Here is a 26,046-nt window from a genome sequence, read left to right as displayed (position 1 = left end):
TGTAAGGGAAGAAACGCCTAATAAAACCGTGACTAAAATAAAGAGAAGTTTCTCTCGTTAGTTGAGTTTTATGTCCTACAGAAAATGCTTTATAGGCAGGGTAATCGTCATGTAGGACGAATGGCCATGCGGAGTTCCCCGGCACCAGGGCCGGGGCGACTATCGCAATGTTTAATAACTGCTCTCAGGCAAGCTCGCAATAATCGAGCGATAGCTGTTCATCCGCTGTTGCTGCACACGGCCATCTTCCAGCGCCTTGAGCAGCGCACAACCCGGCTCGCGGTCGTGTTTGCAGTCGCGGAAGCGGCAAGTGCCGATCAGATCGTTGAATTCGATAAAGCCCGCTTCCACATCGCTGCGGCTGACATGGCCGAGGCCGAATTCACGAATGCCCGGGGAGTCGATCAGTTCACCGCCGCCTGGGAAGTGGAACAACCGCGCGGTGGTGGTGGTGTGGGTGCCCTGGCCGGACAGCTCCGACAGCGGGCCTACGCGGGTGTCGACTTCCGGCAGCAGGCTGTTGACCAGCGATGACTTGCCCACGCCCGACTGGCCGACAAACACGCTGATGCGCCCGTCCAACTGCTGTTGCAGTTGTTCCATGCCATTGCCGTGATGCGCCGACACTTCCAGCACCGGGTAACCCAGCGTGCGGTACACCGCCAGCAACGCATTCAACGCCGGGGCGTTCTGTTCGTCGATCAGGTCATATTTGTTCAGCAGCAACAGCGGGCGAATGCCGGCGTGCTCGGCTGCGACCAGATAGCGGTCGATCAGGTTGGCATGCGGCTCGGGCAGCGGTGCGAACACGATTACGATCATGTCGACGTTGGCCGCCACCGGCTTGAGCTGGCCACGGCTGTCGGGGCGGCGCAGTTCGGTGGTGCGCGGCAACTGGGCGACGATTACGCCGATACCCTGGTTGCCGGCACGCCACACCACTTTGTCGCCGGTGACCAGCGCAGGCAGGTTGGCGCGCAAGTGGCAACGCGAGACCGAGCCTGCCAGTTCGCCTTCCAGCGCCTCGACTTCGACCTGCACACCAAAGTGCGCGATCACCAGGCCGGTTTGTTCAGGGCCGAGGTCGCCGCCCTCGAGCGCTTCTACGGCGGAGGATTCACGTTTGGCGGCGCGCGCGGCGCGTTCACCTTGAATCTTTTCGATGCGCCAGTTTTGGCGACGATTGAGCTGGCGTTTGGCCATTGGTGTTCCGTGTCGATAATGCAAAGGTTAGGTAAAACGGTCGCGAGTCTAGCACGCCCCTGCCTGCTAAACTGCGCAGCTACGCCAAGGTGCCAAGAGAATCAAGCCATGCAAAACCCACAGAACCTGATTTGGATCGATCTGGAAATGACCGGTCTGAACCCCGACACCGACGTCATCATCGAGATGGCCACGATTGTCACCGACAGCAACCTCAACACCTTGGCTGAAGGCCCGGTGATCGCCATTCACCACAGCGACGCCGTGCTCGCCACCATGGACGAGTGGAACACCCGCACCCACGGCAACTCCGGCCTGACCCAGCGCGTGCGCGACAGCCGCGTGAGCATGGCCGAAGCTGAAGCAGAGACCATCGCCTTCCTGGAACAGTGGGTGCCCAAGGGCAAGTCGCCGATCTGCGGCAACAGCATCTGCCAGGACCGGCGCTTCCTTTATACCCACATGAAAGCGCTGGAAAGTTACTTCCACTACCGCAACCTCGACGTGTCGACGCTTAAAGAGCTGGCCGCGCGCTGGGCGCCGGAAGTCAAAGACAGCTTCCATAAAGGCAGCACACACCTGGCGCTGGACGATATTCGCGAATCCATCGCCGAGCTGCAGCATTACCGCAAGCACTTCATCAAGGCTTGAAGGCTCGGCGTCTGTTCTGACGCTATCGCAGGCAAGCCAGCTCCCACACGTTGATGTGTGAACCCATTCAACTGTGGGAGCTGGCTTGCCTGCGATGCGCGCGACTCGGTCTTTCGCCAGGCGCCCCCTTTTGGTGCCATCGCCAAATGATTAGACTGCCGGCCTAATCGCAAGGATCGCCATCATGCTGCTGATGCTCTACCTCATCGCCATCACCGCCGAAGCCATGACCGGTGCGCTGTCTGCCGGGCGGCGCGGCATGGATTGGTTTGGTGTGGTGTTGATCGCCTGCGTGACGGCGTTGGGCGGCGGCTCGGGGCGCGATGTACTGCTCGGGCATTACCCGCTGACGTGGGTGAAGCACCCGGAATACCTGGTGCTGACCTCCATCGCCGCACTCGTGACGATTTTTATCGCGCCGCTGATGCGCCATCTGCGTTCGCTGTTTCTGGCGTTGGACGCCGTGGGGTTGGTCGCCTTCACCCTGATCGGCTGCATGACCGCCCTGGAGATGGGCCACGGCATGCTGGTGGCGGTGGTCAGCGGGGTGATCACTGGCGTATTTGGCGGCATCTTGCGCGATATTTTCTGTAACGACATTCCGCTGATCTTCCGCCGCGAGCTGTACGCCAGCGTCTCGTTCCTCGCCGCGTGGTTCTACATGCTCTGCCTTTACCTGGAGCTGCCGAGCGAGCAATCGATTCTGCTGACGCTGTTCAGCGGTTTTCTACTGCGCCTGCTGGCGATCCGGTTTCACTGGGAAATGCCCAAGTTCGTCTACAACGATGACGTGCACTAGCGCGCAGCGTGTTGGCGCAGCGCCCACTCCACGTGTTCGCGCACCAGCTCTGATGGGTATTCGCGGCGCGCTTTCAGGGCTTCCAGTACCGGAATGCTCGACGGCGCATTGCCCAGGCCCACCGCCAAGTTGCGCAGCCAGCGCTCATAACCGGCGCGGCGCAGCGGCGAGCCTTCGGTATTGCCGAGAAATTTTTCCTCGTCCCACATAAACAATTCGGCCAGTTCGGCGTTGTCGAGGTTATGCCGTGGCTTGAAATCGCTCTCGGTGGTTGCGCGCGCGAAACGATTCCACGGGCAAACGATCTGACAGTCATCGCAGCCGAACACGCGGTTGCCGATCAGCGGGCGCAAGTCTTCGGGTATTGCCGTCTTGAGTTCGATGGTCAGGTAGGAAATGCAGCGTCGGGCGTCCAGCACGTAAGGGCCGACGAAGGCATTGGTGGGGCAGATGTCCAGGCACGCGGTGCAGCGGCCGCAATGCTCGGTGGTGTGAGGTGGGTCTACCGGCAGCGGTAAATCAACAAACAGCTCGCTGAGGAAAAAATAACTGCCGGCTTTGCGATTGAGCACCAGGGTGTTTTTACCGATCCAGCCAAGGCCAGCTTGTTCGGCGATGGCTTTTTCCAGCACCGGCGCGCTGTCGACAAACGCGCGAAAGCCAAACGGGCCGATCTGCGCCTGAATGCGTTCGGCCAGTTGTTGCACACGCTTGCGGATCAGCTTGTGGTAGTCGCGGCCCAAGGCGTAGCGCGATACGTAGGCTTTTTCTGGCTTTGCCAGCAGTTGCGCCATTTGGGTGTCGCCTGGCAGATAATCCATGCGCAGCGAGACCACGCGCAACGTGCCGGGCACCAGTTCATCGGGGTGCGAGCGTTTGCTGCCATGCGCGCCCATGTATTCCATCTGGCCGTGGTAGCCCGCGTCGAGCCAGCGTTGCAGGTGTTGTTCATGCTCAGCCAGGTCCAGGCCGCTGATGCCGACTTGTTGAAAGCCCAGCTCGCGGCCCCAGTCTTTGATCGATTGGGCGAGGGCGGGCAGGTCGTGGGTAATGGCAGGCATGAGACAAGGGAAACCGCAGGTTAGATAGGTATAATTCTGCCAGACATCGGAGCTTGAAGACGCATGCCGCAGACAAAACACGCAATATCCGACGTTCAGCCGCTGTTGCACGGCCATTTGCCGCAACTGGCTGCACGTTCCCCAGACGCCCATAAGGGCCAGTTCGGCCACTTGCTGGTCATTGGCGGCGACCGTGGCGTGGGTGGCGCTGCGCTGCTCAGTGCAGAAAGCGCCTTGCGCAGTGGCGCGGGCATGGTCTCGCTGGCGACCCGCCCGGAGCACGTGCCGGCCGCGCTGACGCGCTTGCCGGAGGTCATGAGCGTGGGTATCAGCTCAGCCAACCAGGTGATGGGCTTGCTCGAAAAAATCTCGGTCATCGTGATCGGCCCCGGCCTCGGTGCTGCCGCCTGGGGCAAAAGCCTGTTGTCCGTTGCCGCGAATGCCAAGCTGCCGCAAGTGTGGGACGCGGACGCCTTGAACCAGTTGGCGACGGGCAGTTTCACCCTGCCAGCCAACTCGGTGATCACGCCGCACCCTGGCGAGGCGGCGCGTTTGCTCGGCATTACTACGGCCGAGGTTCAGGCCGATCGCCTGAAAGCCGCGCGCGCGTTGAGCCAAAAATTCAATGCAGTGGCTATTCTCAAGGGTGCTGGCAGTTTGATTGCCAGCCCACACGGGAGTGTTTCGCGGTGTGACCAAGGCCATCCAGCGATGGCCACGGCAGGGCTGGGTGATGTGTTGGCCGGTTTGGTCGGCGCGCTGTTGGCGCAGGGCATGCCGGCTTATGAAGCCAGCTGCCTGGCGGTGTGGTTGCACGCGACGGCGGGGGATCGCCAAGGCACCTTCGGTCGGGGCCTGGCCGCCAGCGACCTGATACCTGCCATTCGTCAATTGCTTGAGGAACAGTCGCCGTGTCTGAAGTAAGCCTTTTTTTGCCCGACGAAGACGCCATGGTCGCGTTCGGTCATCGTATCGCCCAAGTGACGGGCGGCGCGGGCCTGATCTTTCTTGAAGGTGACTTGGGCGCGGGCAAAACCACGCTGTCGCGCGGCATTATTCGCGGGTTGGGCCACACGGGCGCGGTAAAAAGCCCGACGTTCACCCTGGTCGAACCCTACGAGACAGGTGCGGTGCGCGCCTTCCACTTTGACCTTTATCGGCTGGTAGACCCGGAAGAGTTGGAGTACATGGGCATTCGTGATTACTTCGACGAAGAAGCGTTGTGCCTGATCGAATGGCCAGATAAAGGCACAGGCTTTTTGCCAAAGCCGGACCTGACCATTACCATTACGCCGCATGCTCACGGACGTCAGCTGAAGTTGTTGCCCCAAAGCGCGCGCGGGCAGTCGTGGTGCGCCGCTTTGGCATTGGAATTTAAATAATTGGTGGGGTTAGGTATGCGCTTTCGCGCGATGGTTGCTGTCGTAGGGGTATTGCTTGCGGCAATGACTTTCAATGCTCTGGCTGCTTCACAGGTGAAAAGTGTTCGCCTGTGGCGAGCGCCGGATAACACGCGACTGGTGTTTGACCTGTCTGGCCCGGTCCAGCACAGCGTCTTTACCCTCACGGCGCCGGATCGCCTGGTGATCGACATCAATGGCGCGACCTTGGGTGCGCCGCTGAAAGTGTCCACCGCGAATACGCCGATTACCTCAATGCGCTCGGCCCAGCGTACGCCGACCGACCTGCGCGTGGTTATCGACCTGAAAAAGGCCGTGACCCCGAAAAGTTTTGTGTTGGCGCCGAACGCCCAATACGGTAACCGGCTGGTGGTCGACTTGTTCGACAACGCCGCCGATGCCGCGCCGCCGCCTGCGCCAACGCCTGCGGTTGCGACCGTACCGGCGGTGCCGGTCAACCCGTCGCAGCCGCAAGTCAAATTGCCACCGCCGCCGCCTGCGCCTGCGGGCAAGCGCGACGTTATTGTGGTGATCGACGCCGGCCACGGCGGTGAAGACCCCGGCGCATCCGGTTCGCGCGGCCAGCATGAAAAAGACGTGGTATTGGCCATCGCCCGTGAACTGCAGCGTCAGGTCAATGGCATGAAGGGCTATCGCGCCGAGCTGACGCGTACCGGCGACTACTTCATTCCGCTGCGCGGCCGTACCGAAATCGCGCGTAAAAAGGGCGCCGACCTGTTTGTGTCGATCCACGCCGACGCTGCACCTTCGGCCGCCGCCTTTGGCGCCTCGGTGTTCGCCCTGTCAGACCGTGGCGCCACCTCGGAGACTGCACGTTGGCTGGCCGACAGTGAAAACCGTTCCGACTTGATCGGCGGCACCGGCAACGTGTCCCTTGATGACAAAGACAAAATGCTCGCAGGCGTGCTGCTTGATCTGTCGATGACCGCTTCGCTGACCTCCAGCCTGAACGTCGGCCAGAAGGTGCTGAGCAACATCGGTCGGGTCACGTCCTTGCACAAACAACGTGTGGAGCAGGCCGGGTTCATGGTGCTGAAGTCGCCGGACATTCCGTCGATCCTGGTGGAAACCGGGTTTATCTCCAATTCCAACGAAGCCTCGAAACTTGCCAGCGCCAGCCACCAACAGGCACTGGCGCGCTCGATCAGCGCGGGTATTCGGCAGTTCTTCCAGCAAAACCCGCCGCCGGGCAGCTATATCGCCTGGCTGCGCGACTCCGGCAAAATTGTTCAGGGCCCGCGTGATCATCGTGTGCAGCCCGGCGATACCCTGGCCATGCTGGCCGTGCGTTTTCAAGTGTCGGCTGCGACTTTGCGCAACGCCAATAACCTGAAAACCGACGAGTTGAAAGTGGGTCAGGTGCTGACCATCCCCGGCACAGAACTGGCGGCGCAGTAATGAGTGAATCAGTCCTCAACAGCGGCTCGCGCATCGAACTGCTCAGCCCGCGCCTGGCGAACCAGATTGCTGCGGGCGAGGTGGTTGAGCGCCCGGCATCGGTGATCAAGGAGCTGCTGGAGAACAGCATCGACTCCGGCGCCAAGCGCATCGATGTCGACGTGGAGCAGGGCGGCGTCAAGCTGCTGCGGGTGCGCGATGACGGCAGTGGCATCTCTTCCGATGACCTGCCGCTGGCCCTCGCGCGTCACGCTACCAGCAAAATTCGCGACCTCGAAGACCTGGAGCGGGTCATGAGCCTCGGCTTTCGCGGTGAGGCGCTGGCCTCGATCAGCTCCGTGGCCCGCCTGACATTGACCTCACGCACGCGTGACGCCGAGCAGGCCTGGCAAGTTGAGACCGAAGGCCGCGATATGGCGCCACGCGTCCAGCCGGCGGCGCACCCGGTGGGTACCTCGGTTGAGGTGCGCGACCTGTTCTTCAACACGCCGGCGCGGCGCAAATTTCTCAAGGCCGAAAAAACCGAATTCGATCACCTGCAAGAAGTCATCAAACGCCTGGCCCTGGCGCGTTTTGACGTGGCATTCCACTTGCGCCACAACGGCAAAACCATCCTCAGCCTGCACGAGGCCCATGACGATGCGGCCCGTGCGCGACGTGTGTCGGCGATCTGCGGCGCGGGGTTTCTGGAGCAGGCGCTGCCGATTGAAATCGAGCGCAATGGCCTGCACTTGTGGGGTTGGGTGGGCTTGCCGACCTTCTCGCGTAGCCAGGCGGACCTGCAATATTTCTTTGTAAATGGCCGCGCGGTACGCGACAAGCTGGTGGCCCACGCGGTGCGCCAAGCGTATCGGGATGTGCTGTTCAACGGGCGGCACCCGACGTTTGTGCTGTTCTTTGAGGTCGACCCGTCGGTGGTCGACGTCAACGTGCACCCGACCAAGCACGAAGTGCGTTTCCGTGACGGGCGCATGGTGCACGACTTCCTCTATGGCACCCTGCACCGCGCCTTGGGCGATGTGCGTCCGGATGACCAGTTATCCGCACCGATTGTGACCGCAGTGGTACGCCCGTCGGGTCCCGAGGCCGGCGAGTTCGGCCCTCAGGGCGAAATGAGCCTGGCGGCCAACTTGCTGCAATCGCCGCAGCCGCAGCCTGCGTATACGGCGCCTGGCGCGGGCGCGGGTGCGGGTTATCAGTACCAATACACGCCGCGCCCACAGTCGGCGGTGCAGGTGGCCGAGGCCCAGGCGGCCTATCGCGAGTTTTTTGCGCCGTTGCCAGGTGCCGAGGCGGGCGCTGTTGCATTGCCGGAAGGCGGCGGGGACATTCCGCCGCTGGGTTATGCGCTGGCGCAGCTCAAGGGTATCTATATCCTCGCGGAAAACGCCCATGGTCTGGTGTTGGTGGACATGCACGCCGCTCACGAGCGGATCATGTACGAGCGCCTGAAGATCGCCATGGCCAGCGAAGGCCTCAGCGGCCAGCCGCTGCTGGTGCCGGAATCCCTGGCCGTCAGCCAGCGTGAGGCCGATTGCGCCGAAGAACACCACAGCGTGTTCCAGAAGCTCGGCTTTGAATTACAACGCCTCGGCCCGGAAACTCTGGCGATTCGCCAGATTCCCGCGCTGCTCAAGCAGGCCGAAGCCAACCGGTTGGTCGCTGACGTGCTGGCAGACCTGATGGAATACGGCACCAGTGACCGCATTCAGGCGCACATCAACGAACTGCTCGGCACCATGGCCTGCCACGGCGCCATTCGCGCCAACCGCCGCCTGGCCTTGCCGGAAATGAACGGCCTGCTGCGCGACATGGAAAACACCGAGCGCAGCGGGCAATGCAACCACGGCCGACCGACCTGGACCCAAATGGGCCTGGACGATCTGGACAAACTGTTCTTGCGCGGCCGTTGATGAGTGCCTTGCCCCCCGCGATTTTCCTGATGGGCCCCACGGCCGCCGGCAAGACCGACCTCGCCATCGAGCTGAGCAAGGTGCTGCCGTGTGAACTGATCAGCGTCGACTCTGCCCTGGTTTACCGGGACATGGACATTGGCACGGCCAAGCCGTCAAAAGCGCTGCTGGCCGAGTACCCGCACCAGTTGATCGACATCATCGACCCGTCGCAAAGCTACTCGGCTGCCGATTTTCGTCGCGACGCGCTGGCCGCGATGGCCGCGATCACCGCGCGGGGTAATATTCCGCTGCTGGTCGGCGGCACAATGCTCTACTACAAGGCTTTGCAGGAAGGGCTGGCCGACATGCCGCCCGCCGACGCCTGCGTGCGTGCCGAGCTTGAGGACGAGGCTGCACGCCTTGGCTGGCAAGCCCTGCACGACCAGTTGGCGGCGGTCGACCCGGTTTCCGCTGCGCGCATTCACCCCAACGACCCCCAGCGCCTTACTCGCGCCCTGGAAGTCTGGCGGGTCAGCGGGCAGACCATGACTGAACATCGGCTGAAACAAACTGCGCAAAGTGCTGAAGCAGGCGCTTCTGGTCAGTCACAATTACCCTATACTGTGGCGAATCTGGCCATCGCTCCGGCAAATCGCCAGGTGCTGCATGAACGAATTGCACAAAGATTCACAATTATGTTGGAACAGGGGTTCGTCGACGAGGTCGTAGCACTGCGTTCCAGAGGTGACCTGCATTCAGGGTTGCCTTCGATACGTGCTGTAGGCTACCGCCAAGTCTGGGATCATCTGGATGGCAAGCTGACGTCAACCGACATGCAGGAGCGCGGCATCATTGCCACGCGCCAATTGGCGAAACGCCAGTTCACCTGGTTGCGCAGCTGGAGCGATTTGCACTGGTTGGACAGCCTGGACAGCGACAATCTGTCACGCGCCTTGAAATACTTGGGCACGGTCTCCATATTGAGCTGAGTCCTTGCAATTGCCGTCTATCCTTGGGGGTGTGGCGGCCATAAGCTATCTATTTTCCGAATTTTATTATTGATCCTTAAAGGAGTGCGGCACATGTCAAAAGGGCATTCGCTACAAGACCCTTACTTGAATACTTTACGTAAAGAGAAAGTTGGGGTTTCCATCTATCTGGTCAACGGTATCAAGCTGCAAGGCACGATCGAGTCGTTCGACCAGTTCGTGATCCTGCTGAAAAACACCGTCAGCCAGATGGTTTACAAGCATGCTATCTCGACAGTCGTTCCTGTTCGTCCAATTCGTCTGCCTAGCGCAGCTGATGGCGAGCAAGTGGACGCTGAGCCAGGTAACGCCTGATAGGAGTCTCCTTTGTTCTTTGAGCGCCACGGTGGTGGTGAGCGAGTAATCCTCGTTCACTTGGATGGACAGGACCCTGAGGCGCGCGAAGATCCGCAGGAGTTTCAGGAGTTGGCAAATTCGGCCGGCGCCGAGACCGTTGCGTTTTTTAACGTACCGCGTCATCGGCCAACCGCCAAATTCCTGATTGGCAGCGGCAAGGTCGAGGAACTGCGCGACCTGGTGCATGCCGAAAAGGCCGATCTGGTGATCTTCAATCACATCCTCACGCCCAGTCAGGAACGTAACCTCGAACGTGTGTTCGAGTGCCGCGTGATCGACCGCACGGGTCTGATTCTCGATATTTTCGCCCAACGCGCCCGTACCCATGAAGGCAAGCTCCAGGTTGAACTGGCCCAGCTTGACCACATGAGCACGCGGCTGGTGCGTGGCTGGACTCACCTTGAGCGTCAAGGTGGTGGTATCGGCATGCGTGGCCCGGGTGAAACCCAGTTGGAAACCGACCGGCGCTTGCTGCGGGTTCGTCTGCGACAGATCAAGGGCCGCCTCGAAAAAGTACGCAGCCAGCGCGAGCAGTCGCGTCGCGGGCGTATGCGTGCCGATATTCCTACGGTTTCCCTGGTGGGCTACACCAACGCCGGCAAATCGACCCTGTTCAACAACGTAACCAAATCCGACGTCTACGCCGCCGACCAACTGTTCGCCACCCTCGACCCGACCTTGCGCCGTCTCGAACTGGACGACTTGGGGCCGATCGTGTTGGCCGACACCGTGGGGTTCATTCGTCACTTGCCGCACAAGCTGGTCGAGGCATTCAGGTCTACGCTCGAAGAGTCGAGCAACTCCGACCTGCTGTTGCACGTGATCGATGCGGCTGAGCCGGATCGCATGTTGCAGATCGAACAGGTAATGGTGGTGCTGGGCGAGATTGGCGCCCAAGACTTGCCGATCCTTGAGGTCTATAACAAACTCGATTTGCTTGAGGGCGTTGAGCCGCAAATTCAGCGCGACGAAGATGGCAAGCCCCAGCGGGTTTGGGTGTCGGCGCGCGATGGCGCTGGCCTGGATTTGCTCGAACAAGCGATTGCCGAGTTGCTCGGGGGTGATTTGTTCGTCGGCACCTTGCGCTTGCCTCAGCGTTTTGCTCGACTGCGTGCACAGTTTTTCGAGCTGGGCGCGGTACAGAAAGAAGAACACGACGAAGAAGGTGTCAGCTTGCTGGCCGTTCGATTGCCGCGCGCAGAGCTGAATCGGCTGGTTAGTCGTGAAGGCGAGGTGCCGACGGAGTTTATCGAACAACACACTTTGCAATAAAAGCCTCCGAAAGCGGTTGTGCCGCAGTAGCAGGCATTCTGTAGCATTGGTCGGCGCGCCGTGGGTGCGTCTTTGCTTTATCAGATGGAGAGCGCTATGGCTTGGAATGAGCCGGGTGGCAACTCGAATAATCAGGATCCTTGGGGTGGTAAACGCCGCAATAATGGCGACCGCAAGGGGCCACCAGATCTCGACGAGGCCTTCCGAAAGCTGCAGGAAAGCCTGAATGGGTTGTTCGGTGGCGGTAAAAAACGCGGTGGTGACGACGGTGGTCGCACCAGCAAGGGCGGCGGCTATGGCCTGCTGGGCCTGGGCCTTGTCGTGCTCGCGGCCGTGTGGCTGTACAGCGCCGTCTACGTGGTCGACGAGCAGGAGCAAGCTGTGGTGCTGCGCTTCGGCAAGTACTACGAGACCGTCGGCCCGGGCCTGAACATCTATTTCCCGCCGATCGACAAAAAGTACATGGAGAACGTCACGCGTGAGCGTGCCTACACCAAGCAGGGCCAGATGCTGACCGAAGACGAGAACATCGTCGAAGTGCCGCTGACCGTGCAGTACAAGATCACCAACCTGCAGGACTTCGTGCTGAACGTTGACCAGCCGGAAATCAGCCTGCAACACGCAACCGAAAGCGCCCTGCGCCATGTGGTGGGTTCCACCGCCATGGACCAGGTGCTGACCGAAGGCCGTGAATTGATGGCCAGCGAGATCAAGGAGCGCCTGCAACGGTTCCTCGATACCTATCGCACCGGTATCACCGTCACCCAGGTGAACGTACAGAGCGCAGCGGCACCGCGCGAAGTGCAGGAAGCCTTTGATGACGTGATTCGCGCCCGTGAAGACGAGCAGCGTTCGCGCAACCAGGCTGAAACCTACGCCAACGGCGTCGTGCCGGAAGCCCGTGGTCAGGCCCAGCGCATCCTTGAAGATGCCAACGGTTACCGCGACGAAGTGGTTTCGCGCGCCAAGGGTGAAGCGGACCGCTTCACCAAACTGGTTGCCGAGTACCGCAAGGCCCCGGAAGTCACGCGTGAGCGTCTGTACCTCGACACCATGCAGGAAGTTTTCAGCAACACCAGCAAGGTGCTCGTGACCGGCAGCAAAGGTGGGCAGAACAACCTGCTTTACCTGCCGCTGGACAAGATGATCGAAGGCGGTCGTAGCAGCACCAGCGCACCGTCCAACGGTTCGACCGCTGCTGCCAATGAAGCGAGCGCCCGTGCGGCCGCTGACTTGTTGCAACAGCAAACACGTACCAGGGAGAGTCGTTGATGAACAATAAATCGCTGACCGCCCTGATTGTAGGGGTTGTCGTGGTCATCGCTGCCTGGAACTGCTTCTACATCGTGTCTCAGACCGAGCGCGCGGTGTTGCTGCAATTCGGTCGTGTGGTGCAGGCGGATGTCCAGCCTGGCTTGCATGTGAAAGTCCCCTACGTGAACCAGGTGCGCAAGTTTGACGGCCGCCTGATGACCCTGGATGCACCGACACAACGCTTCCTGACCCTGGAAAAGAAAGCCGTAATGGTTGATGCCTACGCCAAGTGGCGCGTCAAGGATGCCGAGCGTTTCTACACCGCGACATCCGGCCTCAAGCAAATTGCCGACGAGCGTTTGTCGCGCCGTCTGGAATCGGGCCTGCGTGACCAGTTTGGTAAGCGCACCCTGCACGAGGTGGTCTCGGGTGAACGTGATGCGTTGATGGCTGACATCACGCGTTCGTTGAACAGCATGGCCGAAAAAGAACTGGGTATCGAAGTTGTCGATGTCCGGGTCAAGGCCATCGACCTGCCCAAGGAAGTTAACCGCAGCGTGTTCGAACGTATGAGCACCGAGCGTGAGCGTGAAGCCCGTGAGCATCGCGCCAAAGGTAACGAGCTGGCTGAAGGTATCCGTGCGGATGCCGATCGTCAGCGCCGTGTACTGCTGGCCGAAGCTTATCGCGAGTCTGAAGAGGCCCGCGGTGATGGTGATGCTCAGGCCGCGTCGATCTACTCCAAGGCTTATGGCCAGGACCAGGAGTTCTACGCGTTCTACCGCAGCCTGCGCGCTTACCGTGAAAGCTTTGCGAACAAAACCGACGTCATGGTGCTGGACCCAAGCAGCGATTTCTTCCGCTACCTGGAAAAGTCCAAGTAACAGCCCTGTGATTCTGTAGGCTCACTCCCGCCTGGCGGCTAAAACGTCTGGCGGGGTGATCCTTTCAGAAAACGGGTGTATGATGCGGCAGCCGGGAAATTCCCGGCTTTTTTGCGTCTGCATGTTTGATTGTTGTGGGCTGCGCAGACGCCACAGTTTTTTCGAGGAAAGTGCCCGACGAGGCCGCATGCAGGCCATTCGTCACGTCGTTCTTGCGCGTTGTTTATGCGGGGGCCGGGTATTTTCTGCTTCACTCAGGGCTCGGCCGAGGGTTGGCTGCCCGGATCATAGGGGAATGGCGTAATGGCAACGGTAGACCGCTGGCTGCTGCCAGATGGCATCGAAGAAGTACTGCCACCGGAAGCTGCGCGCATTGAAGTAGCGCGTCGCCAGGTGTTGGATCTGTTCCAGAGCTGGGGGTACGAGTTTGTCGTGACCCCGCATATCGAGTACCTGGAATCGCTGCTGACCGGCGCGGGCCAGGACCTGGATCTGCGCACCTTCAAAGTCATCGACCCGCAATCGGGCCGGCAAATGGGTTTTCGTGCCGACATCACGCCGCAAGTGGCGCGCATCGATGCGCACACCCTGCGCCGCGAAGGCCCGAGCCGCCTGTGCTACGCCGGCAGTGTGCTGCACGCGCAGCCGCGTGCCTTGTCGTCTTCCCGTAGCCCGATCCAGTTGGGCGCCGAGCTGTACGGTGATGCCAGCCCGAGCAGCGACGTTGAAGTGATCAGCCTGATGCTGGCGATGCTGCAACTGGCTGATGTGCCGGATGTACACATGGACCTCGGCCACGTCGGTATTTACCGTGGCCTGGCGCGTGCCGCCGGGTTGTCCGGTGAAGCGGAGCAACAATTGTTCGATGCCCTGCAACGCAAGGCTATCGATGAAGTGATCGCGCTCACCGAAGCTGTGCCGGCTGACCTCGCCGGCATGCTGCGCGCACTGGTTGACCTGTGTGGCGGCCGTGAAGTGCTGGTGGCTGCGCGTGAGCGCCTGGCCAACGCACCGGCGCCCGTGTTGGCGGCGCTGGACGACGTGCTGGCGATTGCCGAGCGGTTGTCGGCGCGCTTCCCGCAGTTGCCGCTGTATTTTGACCTGGGCGAGTTGCGCGGCTACCACTACCACACCGGTGTGGTGTTCGCCGTGTTTGTGCCGGGTGTTGGCCAGGCCATTGCGCAGGGCGGTCGTTACGACGACATCGGCGCCGACTTCGGTCGCGCGCGGCCAGCGACTGGCTTTTCTACCGATTTGAAAACCCTGGTGACCCTGGGGCGTGCTGAGGTCGAGCTGCCGTCTGGTGGCATCTGGATGCCCGACAGTACGGACGCAGCACTCTGGCAGCAGGTTTGCCAGTTGCGCAGTGAGGGTCAGCGTGTTGTCCAGGCTTTGCCTGGGCAGCCATTGGGCGCCGCCCGTGAAGCGGACTGCGACCGGCAATTGATTCTGCAGAACGGGCTTTGGCAAGTATCGCCACTGGCTTCTTGAGTTTTCCTGCCGGCCATCGCCGGCACCAAGTTTGCGCGAATGAGGACAAGTGTTATGGGTAAGAATGTCGTAGTCCTGGGCACCCAATGGGGTGATGAGGGCAAAGGCAAGATCGTTGATCTGCTGACCGAACATGCTGCCGCCGTAGTGCGCTACCAAGGTGGCCACAACGCTGGCCACACGCTGGTCATCGATGGCGAAAAAACCGTTTTGCACCTGATCCCGTCGGGCGTACTGCGCGAAGGCGTGCAGTGCCTGATCGGCAACGGCGTGGTGGTTGCACCGGACGCCCTGCTGCGTGAGATCACCAAGCTGGAAGAGAAAGGCGTGCCGGTGCGCGAGCGCCTGCGTATCAGCCCGTCTTGCCCGCTGATCCTGTCCTATCACGTTGCGCTGGACCAAGCCCGTGAAAAAGCGCGTGGCGAGCTGAAGATCGGTACGACCGGTCGCGGCATCGGCCCGGCCTATGAAGACAAGGTCGCTCGTCGTGGCCTGCGTGTTGGCGACCTGCTCAACATGCCGCGCTTTGCCGACAAGCTGCGTGAACTGGTGGATTACCACAACTTCATGCTGGTGGGTTACTACAAAGAGCCGGCCATCGACTACGACAAAACGCTGGCCGAGTGCAAAGAATACGCCGAGCTGCTCAAGCCGCTGATGCTGGACGTGACTGCCGAGCTTCACGACCTGCGTCGCGCCGGCAAAGACATCATGTTCGAAGGCGCCCAGGGTTCGTTGCTCGACATCGACCACGGCACCTACCCGTACGTGACCAGCTCTAACACCACCGCGGGCGGCGTTGCTACCGGCTCCGGGGTTGGCCCGATGTTCCTGGATTACATCCTGGGCATCACCAAGGCTTACACCACGCGTGTGGGTTCGGGTCCATTCCCGACTGAGCTGTTCGACGACGTCGGTGCGCACCTTGCCAAACAAGGTCACGAGTTTGGCGCAACCACCGGCCGTGCACGTCGTTGCGGCTGGTTCGATGCAGTTATCCTGCGTCGCGCTATCGATGTGAACAGCATCTCGGGCATTTGCCTGACCAAGCTGGACGTACTCGACGGTCTGGAAACCATCAACATCTGTGTCGGCTACAAAGACGCAGAGGGTAACGATGTAGCGCCGACTGATGCAGACAGCTATCTGGGTCTGCAGCCGGTGTACGAAGAAGTGCCGGGCTGGACCGAGTCGACCGTGGGCGCGAAAACCCTGGAAGAGCTGCCGGCCAACGCCCGTGCCTACATCAAGCGTGTTGAAGCGCTGATTGGTGCACCGATCGACATTATTTCGACTGGCCCGGACCGCAACGAGACCATCGTTCTGCGTCACCCGTTTGGCTAACAAGCTGTTGATGTAAAAAGCAAAGGGCTCCTTCGGGAGCCCTTTGTCGTTTGCGCGGTTTAAACGGCACGACCCTTGCTGTGGTTATCTCTTTCGCGGTGCTATCAAATTAATGGCACCCGTGGTGGAGGGATTCCCAGTGTCTGCCGTTCTTTCGTTGTTACAAAGCCGGCTGTTGCGGCCGGTGTTCGTTACCCTAGGTATCGCTCTTTTGGTGCAAGTGCTGGTCGCCGTCGCTCTTGCGCGGAGCACGGTGACTGCGCTGGAAGCTGATTTGGGCACTCGCTTGGGCATCGACAGCCAAAAACTCTCGGGCGAGCTGGCCCAGGCCGGCAAAGAAGTGACCTCAAGCCTGGACAGCTTGTCTTCCAGCACCCGCCAGCGTCTCACCACCGGTTTGTCTTCGCGCTTGCAGGACGAGCAGAAGCAATTGCGTGCGACCCTGGAAAAAGACCTGAAAGACTCCGCTAACGATATGGCGCTACTGCTTGCCTCGGTGGCGCCGCGCGCCATGTGGGACAACGATGTGCCAACCTTGTCGGAGTTTGCCCGGCGCGCCCAGCGCAACCCTAACGTGTTGTTCGTGGTGTATGACGACGCCGCAGGGGAACACCTGACGCGCTACCTGAACCGCGACAACCCGATCAACCTGGCACTGCTGGAGAAAGGCCAGGGCGAGCGCGCGTTGGACAAAGTCTTGAGTGCCGCCAAGAACGATCCTGCGGTGTACTACGTCGAGTCGCCGATCAGCCCTAACGGCGTGGAAATCGGCAAAGTCATCATGGGCGTCTCGACGGCGTCGGTAGAGACCGACCTGGCGGCGCTGGACAAGCGGTTCGCCGCACTGATCGCCAGCAGTGACCAGTTGGTGGGTGACAGCCTCAAGGGGGCGGCGGCGGACAGCGCAGCGGCCATGGGCGCTCGCTTGCAGTCGGCGCAAGCCACCGCCACTCAGATGACCGCCAACACCACCAGCACCGTACAGGACGCCGCCGGCACGCTGCGCTGGCGTATCGGCATGGGGCTCGCGCTGGTGGGCTTCGGCGTGCTGTTGCTGATCGCCATCGTCTTGGGGCGCCGCGTGGTCAACCGCTTGAAGTTGTTGATTGCGGCCATGGATGACCTGGCGGCGGGTGAGGGCGACCTCACCAAGCGCGTGCAGATCAGCAGCAAGGATGAGATTGGCGACATGGCCTCTGCGGTCAATCGTTTTGTCGATAAGTTACAGCCCATCGTGCGCGAGGCGGGCGATGTGGCCCAGCGCACCGGCGTCGAAATCGGCGCCATGACCTTGCGCAATGCCGGCGCCGATGCGGCGGCCGGTTTGCAGCGTGACGAGGTGGCCGAGAGCTTGCGCGCATTGTCGCAAATGGCCGATGAGGCGCAGGCCGAAAGCCACGCCATGCAAGCGGCGTTGCGCCAAGTGGTGGATATTCGCCAGGCCACCGATGAAAACTCGCGCACCTCGGCAGAGGTCGGCAGTTTGATCGAGGCCTTGGCCGGGCAGGTGCAGGCTGGCTCGCAGGTTATTGAGCGGCTGGCGCAGCAAAGTCAGCAGATCGAAGTGGTGTTGACGGTGATTCACGGCATCGCCGAGCAGACCAACCTGTTGGCGCTCAATGCGGCTATCGAAGCGGCGCGTGCCGGCGAAACCGGGCGCGGCTTTGCGGTGGTGGCGGACGAGGTGCGTGCGCTGGCGAGCAAAACTCAAAGCTCCACCGGTGACATTCAGGCGCATATCGTGGCGTTGCAACAAGGCGCGCGTGAGGCGGTGGAAACCATCGGCAAGGCTGGCCGTCAGGCCAACGAAGGTTTGCTGGTGCTGCGTGACAGCGTGCGCTTGCAGCAGACGGTGCAGGCTTCGGTGGAGCAGGTGCACGCCGCGATTGGCTTGGCGACGCGCGCGGCTGAGCATCAGGCGCAGGGTGCGCATGCGGTGCGTGGTCGGGTAGAGGTGATTCATGCGCAGGCTGAGCGAGCAGCGCAAGCGGTGGTAGAAACCACGGCCAGCGGCAAAGTGCTGGATGGCTTGGCGGCGCAGTTGAAAGCGAGCCTGGGGCAGTTCCGCGCCTAGTGTTGTTGTGTTCTGGGGGGAGATTTTCAAACCCCAGACATGAAAAAACCCGCTTTCGCGGGTTTGATCTGAATTTGGTGCCCAGGAGAAGACTCGAACTTCCACGACCTTGCGATCACCAGCACCTGAAGCTGGCGTGTCTACCAATTTCACCACCTGGGCATTATCAGCAACGCTTGCGCTGTTGATGGGGCGAACTATACGGAGGGCTTTTTGATCTGTAAACCCCTGATTCAAAAATATAAATCAAGATTATTGTTAAAAATCAAAGGGCTGAAACGAAAAAACCCGCTTTCGCGGGTTTGATCTGAATTTGGTGCCCAGGAGAAGACTCGAACTTCCACGACCTTGCGATCACCAGCACCTGAAGCTGGCGTGTCTACCAATTTCACCACCTGGGCAGCATCAACAACGTTGCCGTCGTCGATGGCGCGCACTATACGCAGCGTAGTTTTCGCTGTAAACCCCTGCTATGAAAAAAGCCTGGAAAATTCCGCCAATGGTCGTGCATGCTGTTTTTCGAGGGTAGTAAAAGCCTTTAAAACGCTTGTTCCTACCTGAAATTTCCCGTTTCAATACGCGTATGCCAAACTAACCCGCATATAGACAAGGTGAAAACTCTCTAATGGCCGATTGGCAGTCCCTCGATCCCGAGGCCGCTCGTGAAGCGGAAAAATACGAAAACCCTATTCCTAGCCGCGAACTGATCCTGGCGCATCTCGCCGATCGAGGTTCGCCTGCTAGCCGCGAGCAGTTGGTTGAAGAATTCGGTCTGACCACCGAAGACCAGCTCGAAGCCCTGCGCCGCCGTTTGCGTGCCATGGAGCGCGACGCTCAACTGATCTATACCCGTCGCGGCACCTACGCGCCGGTGGACAAGCTAGACCTGATCCTCGGTCGCATTGCCGGCCACCGTGATGGCTTCGGCTTCCTGATCCCGGACGACGGCAGCGACGACCTGTTCATGAGCCCCGCGCAAATGCGCCTGGTGTTCGATGGCGACCGTGCGCTGGCGCGTGTTTCCGGCCTCGACCGTCGCGGTCGCCGCGAAGGCGTGATCGTCGAAGTGGTGTCGCGTGCCCACGAGTCCATCGTCGGCCGTTACTTCGAAGAAGGCGGTATCGGCTTTGTGGTGCCGGATAACCCGAAGGTCCAGCAAGAAGTGCTGATTACCCCGGGCCGTAATGGCGCCGCCAAGGTCGGCCAGTTCGTCGAGGTGAAAATCACCCACTGGCCCACTGCGCGCTTCCAGCCGCAGGGCGATATTGTGGAAGTGGTCGGCAACTACATGGCGCCGGGCATGGAAATCGACGTGGCGCTGCGCACCTACGATATTCCTCACGTCTGGCCCGAGGCTGTGCTGAAAGAAGCCGCCAAGCTCAAGCCGGAAGTTGAAGACAAAGACAAAGAAAAACGCATCGACCTGCGCGACCTGCCGTTCGTCACCATCGACGGCGAAGACGCTCGCGACTTCGACGATGCGGTTTATTGCGAAGCCAGGCCTGGCAAGCTGCGCCTGTTCTCCGGTGGCTGGAAGTTGTACGTGGCGATTGCCGACGTTTCCAGCTACGTGAAGATCGGCTCGGCGCTGGACAACGAAGCTCAGGTGCGCGGCAACTCCGTGTACTTCCCTGAGCGCGTGATTCCGATGTTGCCAGAGCAACTGTCCAACGGCCTGTGCTCCCTGAACCCGAAAGTCGACCGTTTGGCCATGGTGTGCGAGATGACCATCTCGAAAACCGGCGAAATGACCGATTACCAGTTCTACGAGGCGGTGATCCACTCCCAGGCGCGCCTGACCTACAACAAGGTCAGCACCATCCTGGAAACGCCGAAGACCAGCGAAGCCAAGGCCCTGCGCACTGAATACGCAGGCGTCGTGCCGCATCTCAAGCAGCTTTACGCCTTGTACAAAGTGTTGTTGGGCGCTCGTCATGTGCGTGGCGCGATTGATTTTGAAACTCAGGAAACCCGAATTGTCTTCGGTTCCGAGCGCAAGATCGCCGCCATCACCCCGACCACCCGCAACGATGCGCACAAGTTGATCGAGGAATGCATGCTGGCGGCCAACGTGGCCACCGCTGAATTCCTCAAAAAGCACGAAATTCCTGCGCTTTACCGGGTGCACGACGGCCCGCCGCCGGAGCGTCTTGAAAAACTCCGCGCGTTCCTTGGCGAGCTCGGCCTGTCCCTGCACAAAGGCAAGGACGGCCCAACGCCGAAGGATTACCAGGCACTGCTGGCCGGCATCAAGGACCGTCCGGATTTCCATGTGATCCAGACCGTCATGCTGCGCTCCCTCAGCCAAGCGGTGTACAGCGCTGACAACCAGGGCCACTTCGGCCTGAATTACGAGGCGTACACGCACTTCACGTCGCCGATCCGCCGTTATCCCGACCTGCTCACGCACCGGGCTATCCGCAGCGTGATCCACTCCAAGCAGAACACCCCGCACGTCAAGCGCGCCGGTGCCATGACCATTCCGAAGGCGCGGATCTATCCGTACGACGAAGCGGCCCTGGAACAGCTGGGCGAGCAGTGCTCGATGAGCGAGCGCCGTGCCGACGAAGCCACGCGTGACGTGGTGAACTGGCTCAAGTGCGAGTTCATGAAGGACCGCGTGGGCGAGTCGTTCCCGGGTGTGATTACCGCCGTGACCGGTTTTGGTCTGTTCGTCGAGCTGACGGACATCTACGTCGAGGGCCTGGTGCACGTCACCGCCTTGCCGGGTGACTACTACCACTTCGACCCTGTGCATCACCGCCTGGCGGGCGAGCGCACCGGTCGCAGCTTCCGTTTGGGCGACACCGTGGAAGTGCAGGTCATGCGCGTCGATCTCGACGAGCGCAAGATCGATTTCGGTATGCCTGACAAACCCGCCGAAGCGCCGGGTAGCCGTAAAAAGCGTGGCAGCGAACCGACCGCGCCAGCCAGCAAAGGCAAGGGCGCCCCTGCGAAAGCCGCCGCTGAGCCTGCGCCAGCCAAGGCCGGTCGTCGTTCGTCTGCCAAGGACAAGGCCCCTGAAGCCTACCGCCCAAGCGACGCCGCGGCGAAAAACGCCGAGCTGCGCAAAAGCCGCGAGTTGAAGCAACAGTTGCTCAGCGAAGCCAAAAGCGGTGGTAAAGCGGCGTCTGGGGGAAAGTCCCAGGGCGCGGAAAAGCCGTCGAGCAAGCCGAGTAAACACCGTAAAGGCCCGCCAAAAGCGGGTTCGGCCCCCGCTAAAAGCGGCGGGTCGCGCAAACCTAAGGCCAAGTCATGAGTCTGGAAAAAATCTACGGCGTGCACGCCGTAGAAGCCCTGCTGCGTCACCACCCTAAACGCGTCAAGCAAGTGTGGTTGGCCGAAGGCCGCAGCGAGCCGCGTGTACAAGCGCTGGTCGAGCTGGCGAACCAAAACAAAGTCGCCATCGGCCAGGCCGAGCGCCGTGAAATGGACGTGTGGGTCGAAGGCGTTCACCAGGGCGTGGTGGCGGACGTGAGCCCGAGCCAGGTGTGGGGCGAAGCGATGCTCGACGAGCTGCTCGACCGTACCGAAGGCGCGCCGCTGTTGCTGGTGCTGGACGGCGTGACCGACCCGCACAACCTCGGCGCCTGCCTGCGTTCGGCAGACGCTGCCGGCGCATTGGCGGTAATTGTGCCCAAAGACAAGTCGGCTACCTTGACGCCGGTCGTGCGTAAAGTTGCCTGCGGCGCGGCGGAAGTGATTCCGTTGGTGGCGGTCACCAACCTGGCGCGCACCCTGGAGAAACTCCAGCAGCGCGGCCTGTGGGTGGTGGGTACGGCGGGCGAGGCAGAGGTCAGTATCTATGACCAGGACCTCACCGGCCCGACCATTCTGATCATGGGTGCTGAAGGCAAGGGCATGCGCCGCCTGACCCGCGAGCATTGCGACTACCTGGTGAACCTGCCGATGGCCGGCAGCGTCAGCAGCCTGAACGTCTCGGTTGCCACCGGCGTGTGCCTGTTTGAAGCCCAGCGCCAGCGCGGCGTCAAGGCCAAAGCCAAAGCCAAGAAATAAGGCTTGAGAGCGACGCAAGACCCTGTGGGAGCCGGGCTTGCCCGCGATGACGGTGTGTCAGTCAGCAGAGATGTTGCCTGTGCCCTTGTCATCGCAGGCAAGCCAGCTCCCACATTTGCTTTGTGTTTGCCTTGATTGTGCGTTGTTCAAATAATCACCAATCACCTTGCGCCGTTTCTCCCCCTTCTCTACAATTGCGCCCCTTGCCTCCCTGGCAGGCATTTACGTGCCTCCCTGTGGCAAGGTCCATAAGTGTCATTCACTCCTTGTCTGACCGTTTTTGAGCGGCAGGCTACAACCCGTAAGGAGCATTCATGCGTCATTACGAAATCATCTTTTTGGTCCACCCGGATCAAAGCGAGCAAGTCGGCGGCATGGTAGAGCGTTACACCAAGCTGATCGAAGAAGACGGCGGCAAAATCCACCGTCTGGAAGATTGGGGCCGTCGTCAACTGGCCTACGCAATCAACAATGTTCACAAGGCTCACTACGTGATGCTGAACGTTGAATGCACTGGCAAGGCCTTGGCCGAGCTGGAAGACAACTTCCGCTACAACGATGCAGTGATCCGTAACCTGGTCATCCGTCGCGAAGAAGCCGTTACCGGCCAATCCGAGATGCTCAAGGCTGAAGAAAACCGCAGTGAGCGCCGTGAGCGTCGCGACCGTCCTGAGCACGAAGGCGCCGAAAGCGCTGATAGTGATGACAGCGACAACAGCGATAACGCTGACGAGTAATCCACGGACCTTTTAAGGAGCCTATCAAATGGCACGTTTCTTCCGTCGTCGTAAATTCTGCCGCTTCACCGCTGAAGACGTGAAAGAGATCGATTACAAAGATCTCAACACTCTGAAAGCCTACGTATCCGAGACCGGCAAAATCGTTCCAAGCCGTATCACCGGTACTAAAGCACGTTATCAGCGTCAGCTGGCCACCGCTATCAAGCGCGCCCGCTTCCTGGCCCTGCTGGCCTACACCGACAGCCACGGCCGCTGAGACCGGGCAGTCGATACGTAGTAAGGGATTGAATGCATGCGCGCCTTAGCTGAGTTCATCATGCGCGGTCGCGTGCAGGCCACTCTGGTAGTGGCTGGATGTGCGGCATTGCCGCTGCTTTATTGGTTGGGTGCTGCTGCAGGTTGCCTTGTGCTACTGCGGCGCGGTTTGAAGGATGCCCTTGGCGTTCTTGCCCTGGGATTGTTGCCGGCCTTGATCTGGTGGCTGCAATTTGGTGATCCACGCGTACTTCTGGTACTGCTGGGGTCATCGAGCCTTGCGTTGGTTTTACGCGCAAGTGAGTCCTGGGTCCGCACGCTGCTGGTCAGCGTGGCATTGGGGTTGGTGTATTCAGTGATGCTTGGCGCGGCTTTCCACCCGCAAATCGAGGCGCTGGCGCAGGAGATCATCAAGATCCTGCCGCGGGCTCTCGGGGATCTCTACCAGCAATTGTCGGTAGATGAGCGAGCGCGGTTTGCGTCACTGATTGCACCGGTCCTGACCGGCCTGATAGCGGCGTTGTTGCAGATCGTCAGCGTGCTGAGCCTGATTCTTGGGCGTTATTGGCAGGCGTTGTTGTACAACCCGGGTGGTTTTGGTCGCGAGTTTCGCAGTATCAGAATTCCCGCGGGGCTGGCGATGTTGCTGCTGGCGTGCATGGTTGTCGGGCCGAACTTCGGCCCACAGATGGCCTTGTTGGCGCCGATTTGCAGCGTACCGCTGGTGTTTGCCGGGGCGGCCCTGATTCATGGGCTGGTTGCGCGAAAGCGCCTGGCCAGGTTCTGGCTGGTGGGGTTGTACGTAACGCTGTTGCTGTTCATGCAGCTGATCTATCCGTTACTCGTGGTCTTGGCCATTGTCGACAGCCTGATTGATTTTCGCGGTCGTCTCGCGTCGAAAGACGCCGATAACGCGAACGGTGAAGGTTAAAAGTTAGAGGATTTTCACATGCAACTGATCCTTCTGGAAAAAGTCGCCAACCTGGGCAACCTGGGCGACAAAGTGAACGTTAAGGCCGGCTACGGTCGTAACTACCTGCTGCCATACGGCAAAGCAACCGCTGCAACCGCTGCCAACCTGGCTGCGTTTGAAGAGCGTCGTGCCGAGCTGGAAAAAGCAGCAGCAGACAAAAAAGCTTCGGCCGAAACTCGCGCTGCCCAACTGGCTGAGCTGGAAGTGACTATCACTGCCACCGCCGGTGACGAAGGCAAGCTGTTCGGTTCGATCGGCACCCACGACATCGCTGACGCACTGACCGCCTCCGGCGTTGAAGTGGCGAAAAGCGAAGTTCGTCTGCCGAACGGCACCATCCGCAACGTAGGCGAATTCGACGTAGCCGTGCACCTGCACGCCGAAGTTGAAGCCACCGTACGCGTTGTAGTGGTAGCAGCTTAAGTCGCACCTAACTGACTGGCACCTCGTGTGCCAGGCGGTTAACATCGGGCACGATCCTGTTTACAGGTCGTGCCTTTTGTTTTTCTACACTCCCCTAATTCCAAGTGGCCATGAACGATATTTCAGCTCCTGAGCAATACGATCTGCAAACCGCTGCCCTGAAGGTGCCGCCGCATTCCATCGAGGCCGAACAGGCCGTGCTCGGTGGTTTGATGCTGGACAACAACGCCTGGGAACGCGTGCTGGATCAAGTCTCGGACGGTGACTTCTATCGCCATGACCACCGCCTGATTTTCCGCGCCATCGCCAAGCTGGCCGACTTGAACTCGCCGATCGACGTTGTGACCCTGGCCGAGCAATTGGACAAGGAAGGTCAAACCTCGCAAGTCGGCGGTCTCGGTTACCTCGGCGAACTGGCGAAAAACACCCCGTCGGTCGCCAACATCAAAGCCTATGCGCAGATCGTGCGTGCGCGGGCGACGTTGCGCCAGCTGATCGGTATCGCCACTGAAATCGCCGACAGCGCTTTCAACCCGGAAGGGCGTACGGCCGAAGAAATCCTCGATGAAGCCGAGCGGCAGATCTTTCAGATCGCCGAAGCGCGCCCTAAGACCGGCGGCCCGGTCAGCGTCAACGACTTGCTGACCAAGGCCATCGACCGCATCGATACGCTGTTCAACACCGACAACGCGATTACCGGCTTGTCGACCGGTTACACCGACCTCGATGGCATGACCAGTGGCCTGCAGCCGTCCGACTTGATCATTGTGGCGGGTCGTCCGTCGATGGGTAAAACCACCTTCGCCATGAACCTGGTGGAAAACGCCGTACTGCGCAGCGAAAAAGCCGTACTGGTTTATTCGCTCGAGATGCCAGGTGAATCGCTGATCATGCGGATGCTCTCGTCGCTCGGGCGTATCGACCAGACCAAAGTGCGTGCCGGTCGCCTGGAAGACGACGATTGGCCGCGCCTGACCTCGGCGGTCAACCTGCTCAACGACCGTAAGCTGTTTATCGATGACACTGCCGGTATCAGCCCTTCGGAAATGCGCGCGCGTACCCGTCGCCTGGTGCGTGAACACGGCGATGTTGGCCTGATCATGATCGACTACCTGCAATTGATGCAGATTCCGGGCTCCGGCGGCGACAACCGTACCAACGAGATTTCCGAGATCTCGCGGTCGTTGAAGGCGCTCGCCAAGGAATTCAATTGCCCGGTGGTGGCGCTGTCCCAGCTCAACCGCTCCCTGGAGCAACGGCCGAACAAACGCCCGATCAACTCCGACTTGCGTGAATCCGGAGCGATCGAGCAGGATGCCGACGTCATCATGTTCGTGTACCGGGACGAGGTGTATCACCCGGAAACCGAACACAAGGGCATCGCCGAGATCATCATCGGCAAGCAGCGTAACGGCCCGATCGGTACGACGCGCCTGGCGTTTATCGGCAAATACACGCGTTTTGAAAACCTTGCGCCGGGCAGTTACAACTTCGACGACGAATAGG

Annotated in this window: 22 protein-coding genes, 2 tRNA genes and 1 pseudogene; 21 read left to right on the top strand and 4 right to left on the bottom strand. The window is 60.4% G+C overall.

The window, feature by feature from the left end:
• Window positions 1-171: 171 nt before the first annotated feature.
• Window positions 172-1,203, bottom strand: coding sequence for a small ribosomal subunit biogenesis GTPase RsgA (gene rsgA / locus AO240_RS13545; protein ID WP_058411348.1), 1,032 nt, complete (start codon window positions 1,201-1,203; stop codon window positions 172-174).
• Between the two features lie 108 nt (window positions 1,204-1,311).
• Here rsgA and orn point away from each other — a divergent pair, with 108 nt between their 5' ends.
• Window positions 1,312-1,854, top strand: a complete 543-nt coding sequence (gene orn, locus AO240_RS13540) for an oligoribonuclease (protein ID WP_099236912.1) — start codon at window positions 1,312-1,314, stop codon at window positions 1,852-1,854.
• 181 nt (window positions 1,855-2,035) lie between these two features.
• On the top strand, window positions 2,036-2,653 hold the full coding sequence (locus AO240_RS13535) for a trimeric intracellular cation channel family protein (RefSeq protein ID WP_177445822.1): 618 nt from the start codon (window positions 2,036-2,038) through the stop codon (window positions 2,651-2,653).
• Here the strand turns inward: AO240_RS13535 and queG are convergent.
• Window positions 2,650-3,733: pseudogene (gene queG, locus AO240_RS13530) on the bottom strand (tRNA epoxyqueuosine(34) reductase QueG). The gene AO240_RS13535 and the pseudogene queG sit on opposite strands and share 4 nt — an antisense overlap.
• A 44-nt stretch (window positions 3,734-3,777) precedes the next feature.
• Between queG and AO240_RS13525 the strand changes: the two are divergent.
• The 12 genes from AO240_RS13525 (at window position 3,778) to AO240_RS13470 (ending at window position 18,132) form a co-directional block, all read left to right on the top strand.
• Entirely contained in the window at window positions 3,778-4,638 is an 861-nt protein-coding gene (locus tag AO240_RS13525) for an NAD(P)H-hydrate dehydratase (RefSeq protein WP_099236909.1), read from the top strand.
• A complete protein-coding gene (tsaE, locus tag AO240_RS13520) occupies window positions 4,626-5,096 on the top strand; it encodes a tRNA (adenosine(37)-N6)-threonylcarbamoyltransferase complex ATPase subunit type 1 TsaE (protein ID WP_099236908.1) in 471 nt (156 codons plus the stop codon). Before AO240_RS13525 ends, tsaE begins: the two co-directional genes overlap by 13 nt.
• A 15-nt stretch (window positions 5,097-5,111) precedes the next feature.
• A complete protein-coding gene (locus tag AO240_RS13515) occupies window positions 5,112-6,533 on the top strand; it encodes an N-acetylmuramoyl-L-alanine amidase (RefSeq protein ID WP_099236907.1) in 1,422 nt (473 codons plus the stop codon).
• Entirely contained in the window at window positions 6,533-8,446 is a 1,914-nt protein-coding gene (gene mutL, locus AO240_RS13510) for a DNA mismatch repair endonuclease MutL (RefSeq protein ID WP_099236906.1), read from the top strand. The genes AO240_RS13515 and mutL overlap by 1 nt, the downstream gene beginning before the upstream one ends.
• Window positions 8,446-9,417: a tRNA (adenosine(37)-N6)-dimethylallyltransferase MiaA gene (miaA, locus tag AO240_RS13505; protein WP_099236905.1), complete on the top strand. Its 972-nt coding sequence runs from the start codon at window positions 8,446-8,448 to the stop codon at window positions 9,415-9,417. Before mutL ends, miaA begins: the two co-directional genes overlap by 1 nt.
• A 93-nt stretch (window positions 9,418-9,510) precedes the next feature.
• Window positions 9,511-9,771 carry an RNA chaperone Hfq gene (gene hfq, locus AO240_RS13500; protein ID WP_099236904.1) on the top strand — a complete coding sequence of 87 codons (261 nt, stop codon included), beginning with the start codon at window positions 9,511-9,513 and terminating at the stop codon, window positions 9,769-9,771.
• Window positions 9,772-9,783: 12 nt separating this feature from the next.
• On the top strand, window positions 9,784-11,085 hold the full coding sequence (gene hflX / locus AO240_RS13495; RefSeq protein ID WP_099236903.1) for a ribosome rescue GTPase HflX: 1,302 nt from the start codon (window positions 9,784-9,786) through the stop codon (window positions 11,083-11,085).
• Window positions 11,086-11,181: 96 nt separating this feature from the next.
• Window positions 11,182-12,357, top strand: a complete 1,176-nt coding sequence (gene hflK, locus AO240_RS13490) for an FtsH protease activity modulator HflK (RefSeq protein ID WP_099236902.1) — start codon at window positions 11,182-11,184, stop codon at window positions 12,355-12,357.
• Window positions 12,357-13,223: a protease modulator HflC gene (gene hflC / locus AO240_RS13485; RefSeq protein WP_099236901.1), complete on the top strand. Its 867-nt coding sequence runs from the start codon at window positions 12,357-12,359 to the stop codon at window positions 13,221-13,223. Before hflK ends, hflC begins: the two co-directional genes overlap by 1 nt.
• Before the next feature lie 303 nt (window positions 13,224-13,526).
• A complete protein-coding gene (locus tag AO240_RS13480; RefSeq protein WP_099236900.1) occupies window positions 13,527-14,714 on the top strand; it encodes an ATP phosphoribosyltransferase regulatory subunit in 1,188 nt (395 codons plus the stop codon).
• A gap of 54 nt (window positions 14,715-14,768) precedes the next feature.
• Window positions 14,769-16,058 carry an adenylosuccinate synthase gene (locus tag AO240_RS13475; protein ID WP_099236899.1) on the top strand — a complete coding sequence of 430 codons (1,290 nt, stop codon included), beginning with the start codon at window positions 14,769-14,771 and terminating at the stop codon, window positions 16,056-16,058.
• 139 nt (window positions 16,059-16,197) lie between these two features.
• Window positions 16,198-18,132: a methyl-accepting chemotaxis protein gene (locus AO240_RS13470; RefSeq protein WP_099236898.1), complete on the top strand. Its 1,935-nt coding sequence runs from the start codon at window positions 16,198-16,200 to the stop codon at window positions 18,130-18,132.
• A gap of 75 nt (window positions 18,133-18,207) precedes the next feature.
• On the opposite strand, the gene AO240_RS13465 is transcribed toward AO240_RS13470, so the two are convergent.
• Window positions 18,208-18,294, bottom strand: a tRNA-Leu gene (locus AO240_RS13465).
• 152 nt (window positions 18,295-18,446) lie between these two features.
• Window positions 18,447-18,533 (bottom strand) — tRNA-Leu (locus AO240_RS13460).
• Between the two features lie 224 nt (window positions 18,534-18,757).
• Between AO240_RS13460 and rnr the strand changes: the two genes are divergently transcribed.
• From rnr to dnaB, 7 genes are all read left to right on the top strand, one after another.
• On the top strand, window positions 18,758-21,391 hold the full coding sequence (rnr, locus tag AO240_RS13455; protein ID WP_099236897.1) for a ribonuclease R: 2,634 nt from the start codon (window positions 18,758-18,760) through the stop codon (window positions 21,389-21,391).
• On the top strand, window positions 21,388-22,149 hold the full coding sequence (gene rlmB, locus AO240_RS13450; RefSeq protein WP_099236896.1) for a 23S rRNA (guanosine(2251)-2'-O)-methyltransferase RlmB: 762 nt from the start codon (window positions 21,388-21,390) through the stop codon (window positions 22,147-22,149). Before rnr ends, rlmB begins: the two co-directional genes overlap by 4 nt.
• A 314-nt stretch (window positions 22,150-22,463) precedes the next feature.
• Window positions 22,464-22,886, top strand: coding sequence for a 30S ribosomal protein S6 (gene rpsF, locus AO240_RS13445; RefSeq protein ID WP_003217491.1), 423 nt, complete (start codon window positions 22,464-22,466; stop codon window positions 22,884-22,886).
• Between the two features lie 28 nt (window positions 22,887-22,914).
• Entirely contained in the window at window positions 22,915-23,145 is a 231-nt protein-coding gene (gene rpsR / locus AO240_RS13440; RefSeq protein ID WP_002551829.1) for a 30S ribosomal protein S18, read from the top strand.
• 36 nt (window positions 23,146-23,181) lie between these two features.
• Window positions 23,182-24,075, top strand: coding sequence for a hypothetical protein (locus tag AO240_RS13435; protein ID WP_099236895.1), 894 nt, complete (start codon window positions 23,182-23,184; stop codon window positions 24,073-24,075).
• 18 nt (window positions 24,076-24,093) lie between these two features.
• A complete protein-coding gene (gene rplI / locus AO240_RS13430; RefSeq protein WP_010563337.1) occupies window positions 24,094-24,540 on the top strand; it encodes a 50S ribosomal protein L9 in 447 nt (148 codons plus the stop codon).
• Between the two features lie 110 nt (window positions 24,541-24,650).
• Window positions 24,651-26,045, top strand: coding sequence for a replicative DNA helicase (dnaB, locus tag AO240_RS13425; RefSeq protein ID WP_058411329.1), 1,395 nt, complete (start codon window positions 24,651-24,653; stop codon window positions 26,043-26,045).
• Window position 26,046: the final 1 nt, after the last annotated feature.

Origin of the sequence: Pseudomonas sp. ICMP 460, from assembly GCF_002723595.1 — a bacterium.
GTDB lineage: Bacteria > Pseudomonadota > Gammaproteobacteria > Pseudomonadales > Pseudomonadaceae > Aquipseudomonas > Aquipseudomonas kitaguniensis.
This window is presented reverse-complemented; position numbering and strand designations above follow the sequence as displayed.

Excerpts from the sequence above, each read along its gene's own strand:
- rsgA (WP_058411348.1), bottom strand. The coding sequence starts at position 1,203 with ATGGCCAAACGCCAGCTCAATCGTCGCCAAAACTGGCGCATCGAAAAG.
- orn (WP_099236912.1), top strand. The coding sequence starts at position 1,312 with ATGCAAAACCCACAGAACCTGATTTGGATCGATCTGGAAATGACCGGT.
- AO240_RS13525 (WP_099236909.1), top strand. The coding sequence starts at position 3,778 with ATGCCGCAGACAAAACACGCAATATCCGACGTTCAGCCGCTGTTGCAC.
- AO240_RS13515 (WP_099236907.1), top strand. The coding sequence starts at position 5,112 with ATGCGCTTTCGCGCGATGGTTGCTGTCGTAGGGGTATTGCTTGCGGCA.
- mutL (WP_099236906.1), top strand. The coding sequence starts at position 6,533 with ATGAGTGAATCAGTCCTCAACAGCGGCTCGCGCATCGAACTGCTCAGC.
- miaA (WP_099236905.1), top strand. The coding sequence starts at position 8,446 with ATGAGTGCCTTGCCCCCCGCGATTTTCCTGATGGGCCCCACGGCCGCC.
- hfq (WP_099236904.1), top strand. The coding sequence starts at position 9,511 with ATGTCAAAAGGGCATTCGCTACAAGACCCTTACTTGAATACTTTACGT.
- hflK (WP_099236902.1), top strand. The coding sequence starts at position 11,182 with ATGGCTTGGAATGAGCCGGGTGGCAACTCGAATAATCAGGATCCTTGG.
- hflC (WP_099236901.1), top strand. The coding sequence starts at position 12,357 with ATGAACAATAAATCGCTGACCGCCCTGATTGTAGGGGTTGTCGTGGTC.
- AO240_RS13480 (WP_099236900.1), top strand. The coding sequence starts at position 13,527 with ATGGCAACGGTAGACCGCTGGCTGCTGCCAGATGGCATCGAAGAAGTA.
- AO240_RS13475 (WP_099236899.1), top strand. The coding sequence starts at position 14,769 with ATGGGTAAGAATGTCGTAGTCCTGGGCACCCAATGGGGTGATGAGGGC.
- rnr (WP_099236897.1), top strand. The coding sequence starts at position 18,758 with ATGGCCGATTGGCAGTCCCTCGATCCCGAGGCCGCTCGTGAAGCGGAA.
- rlmB (WP_099236896.1), top strand. The coding sequence starts at position 21,388 with ATGAGTCTGGAAAAAATCTACGGCGTGCACGCCGTAGAAGCCCTGCTG.
- rpsF (WP_003217491.1), top strand. The coding sequence starts at position 22,464 with ATGCGTCATTACGAAATCATCTTTTTGGTCCACCCGGATCAAAGCGAG.
- rpsR (WP_002551829.1), top strand. The coding sequence starts at position 22,915 with ATGGCACGTTTCTTCCGTCGTCGTAAATTCTGCCGCTTCACCGCTGAA.
- AO240_RS13435 (WP_099236895.1), top strand. The coding sequence starts at position 23,182 with ATGCGCGCCTTAGCTGAGTTCATCATGCGCGGTCGCGTGCAGGCCACT.
- rplI (WP_010563337.1), top strand. The coding sequence starts at position 24,094 with ATGCAACTGATCCTTCTGGAAAAAGTCGCCAACCTGGGCAACCTGGGC.
- dnaB (WP_058411329.1), top strand. The coding sequence starts at position 24,651 with ATGAACGATATTTCAGCTCCTGAGCAATACGATCTGCAAACCGCTGCC.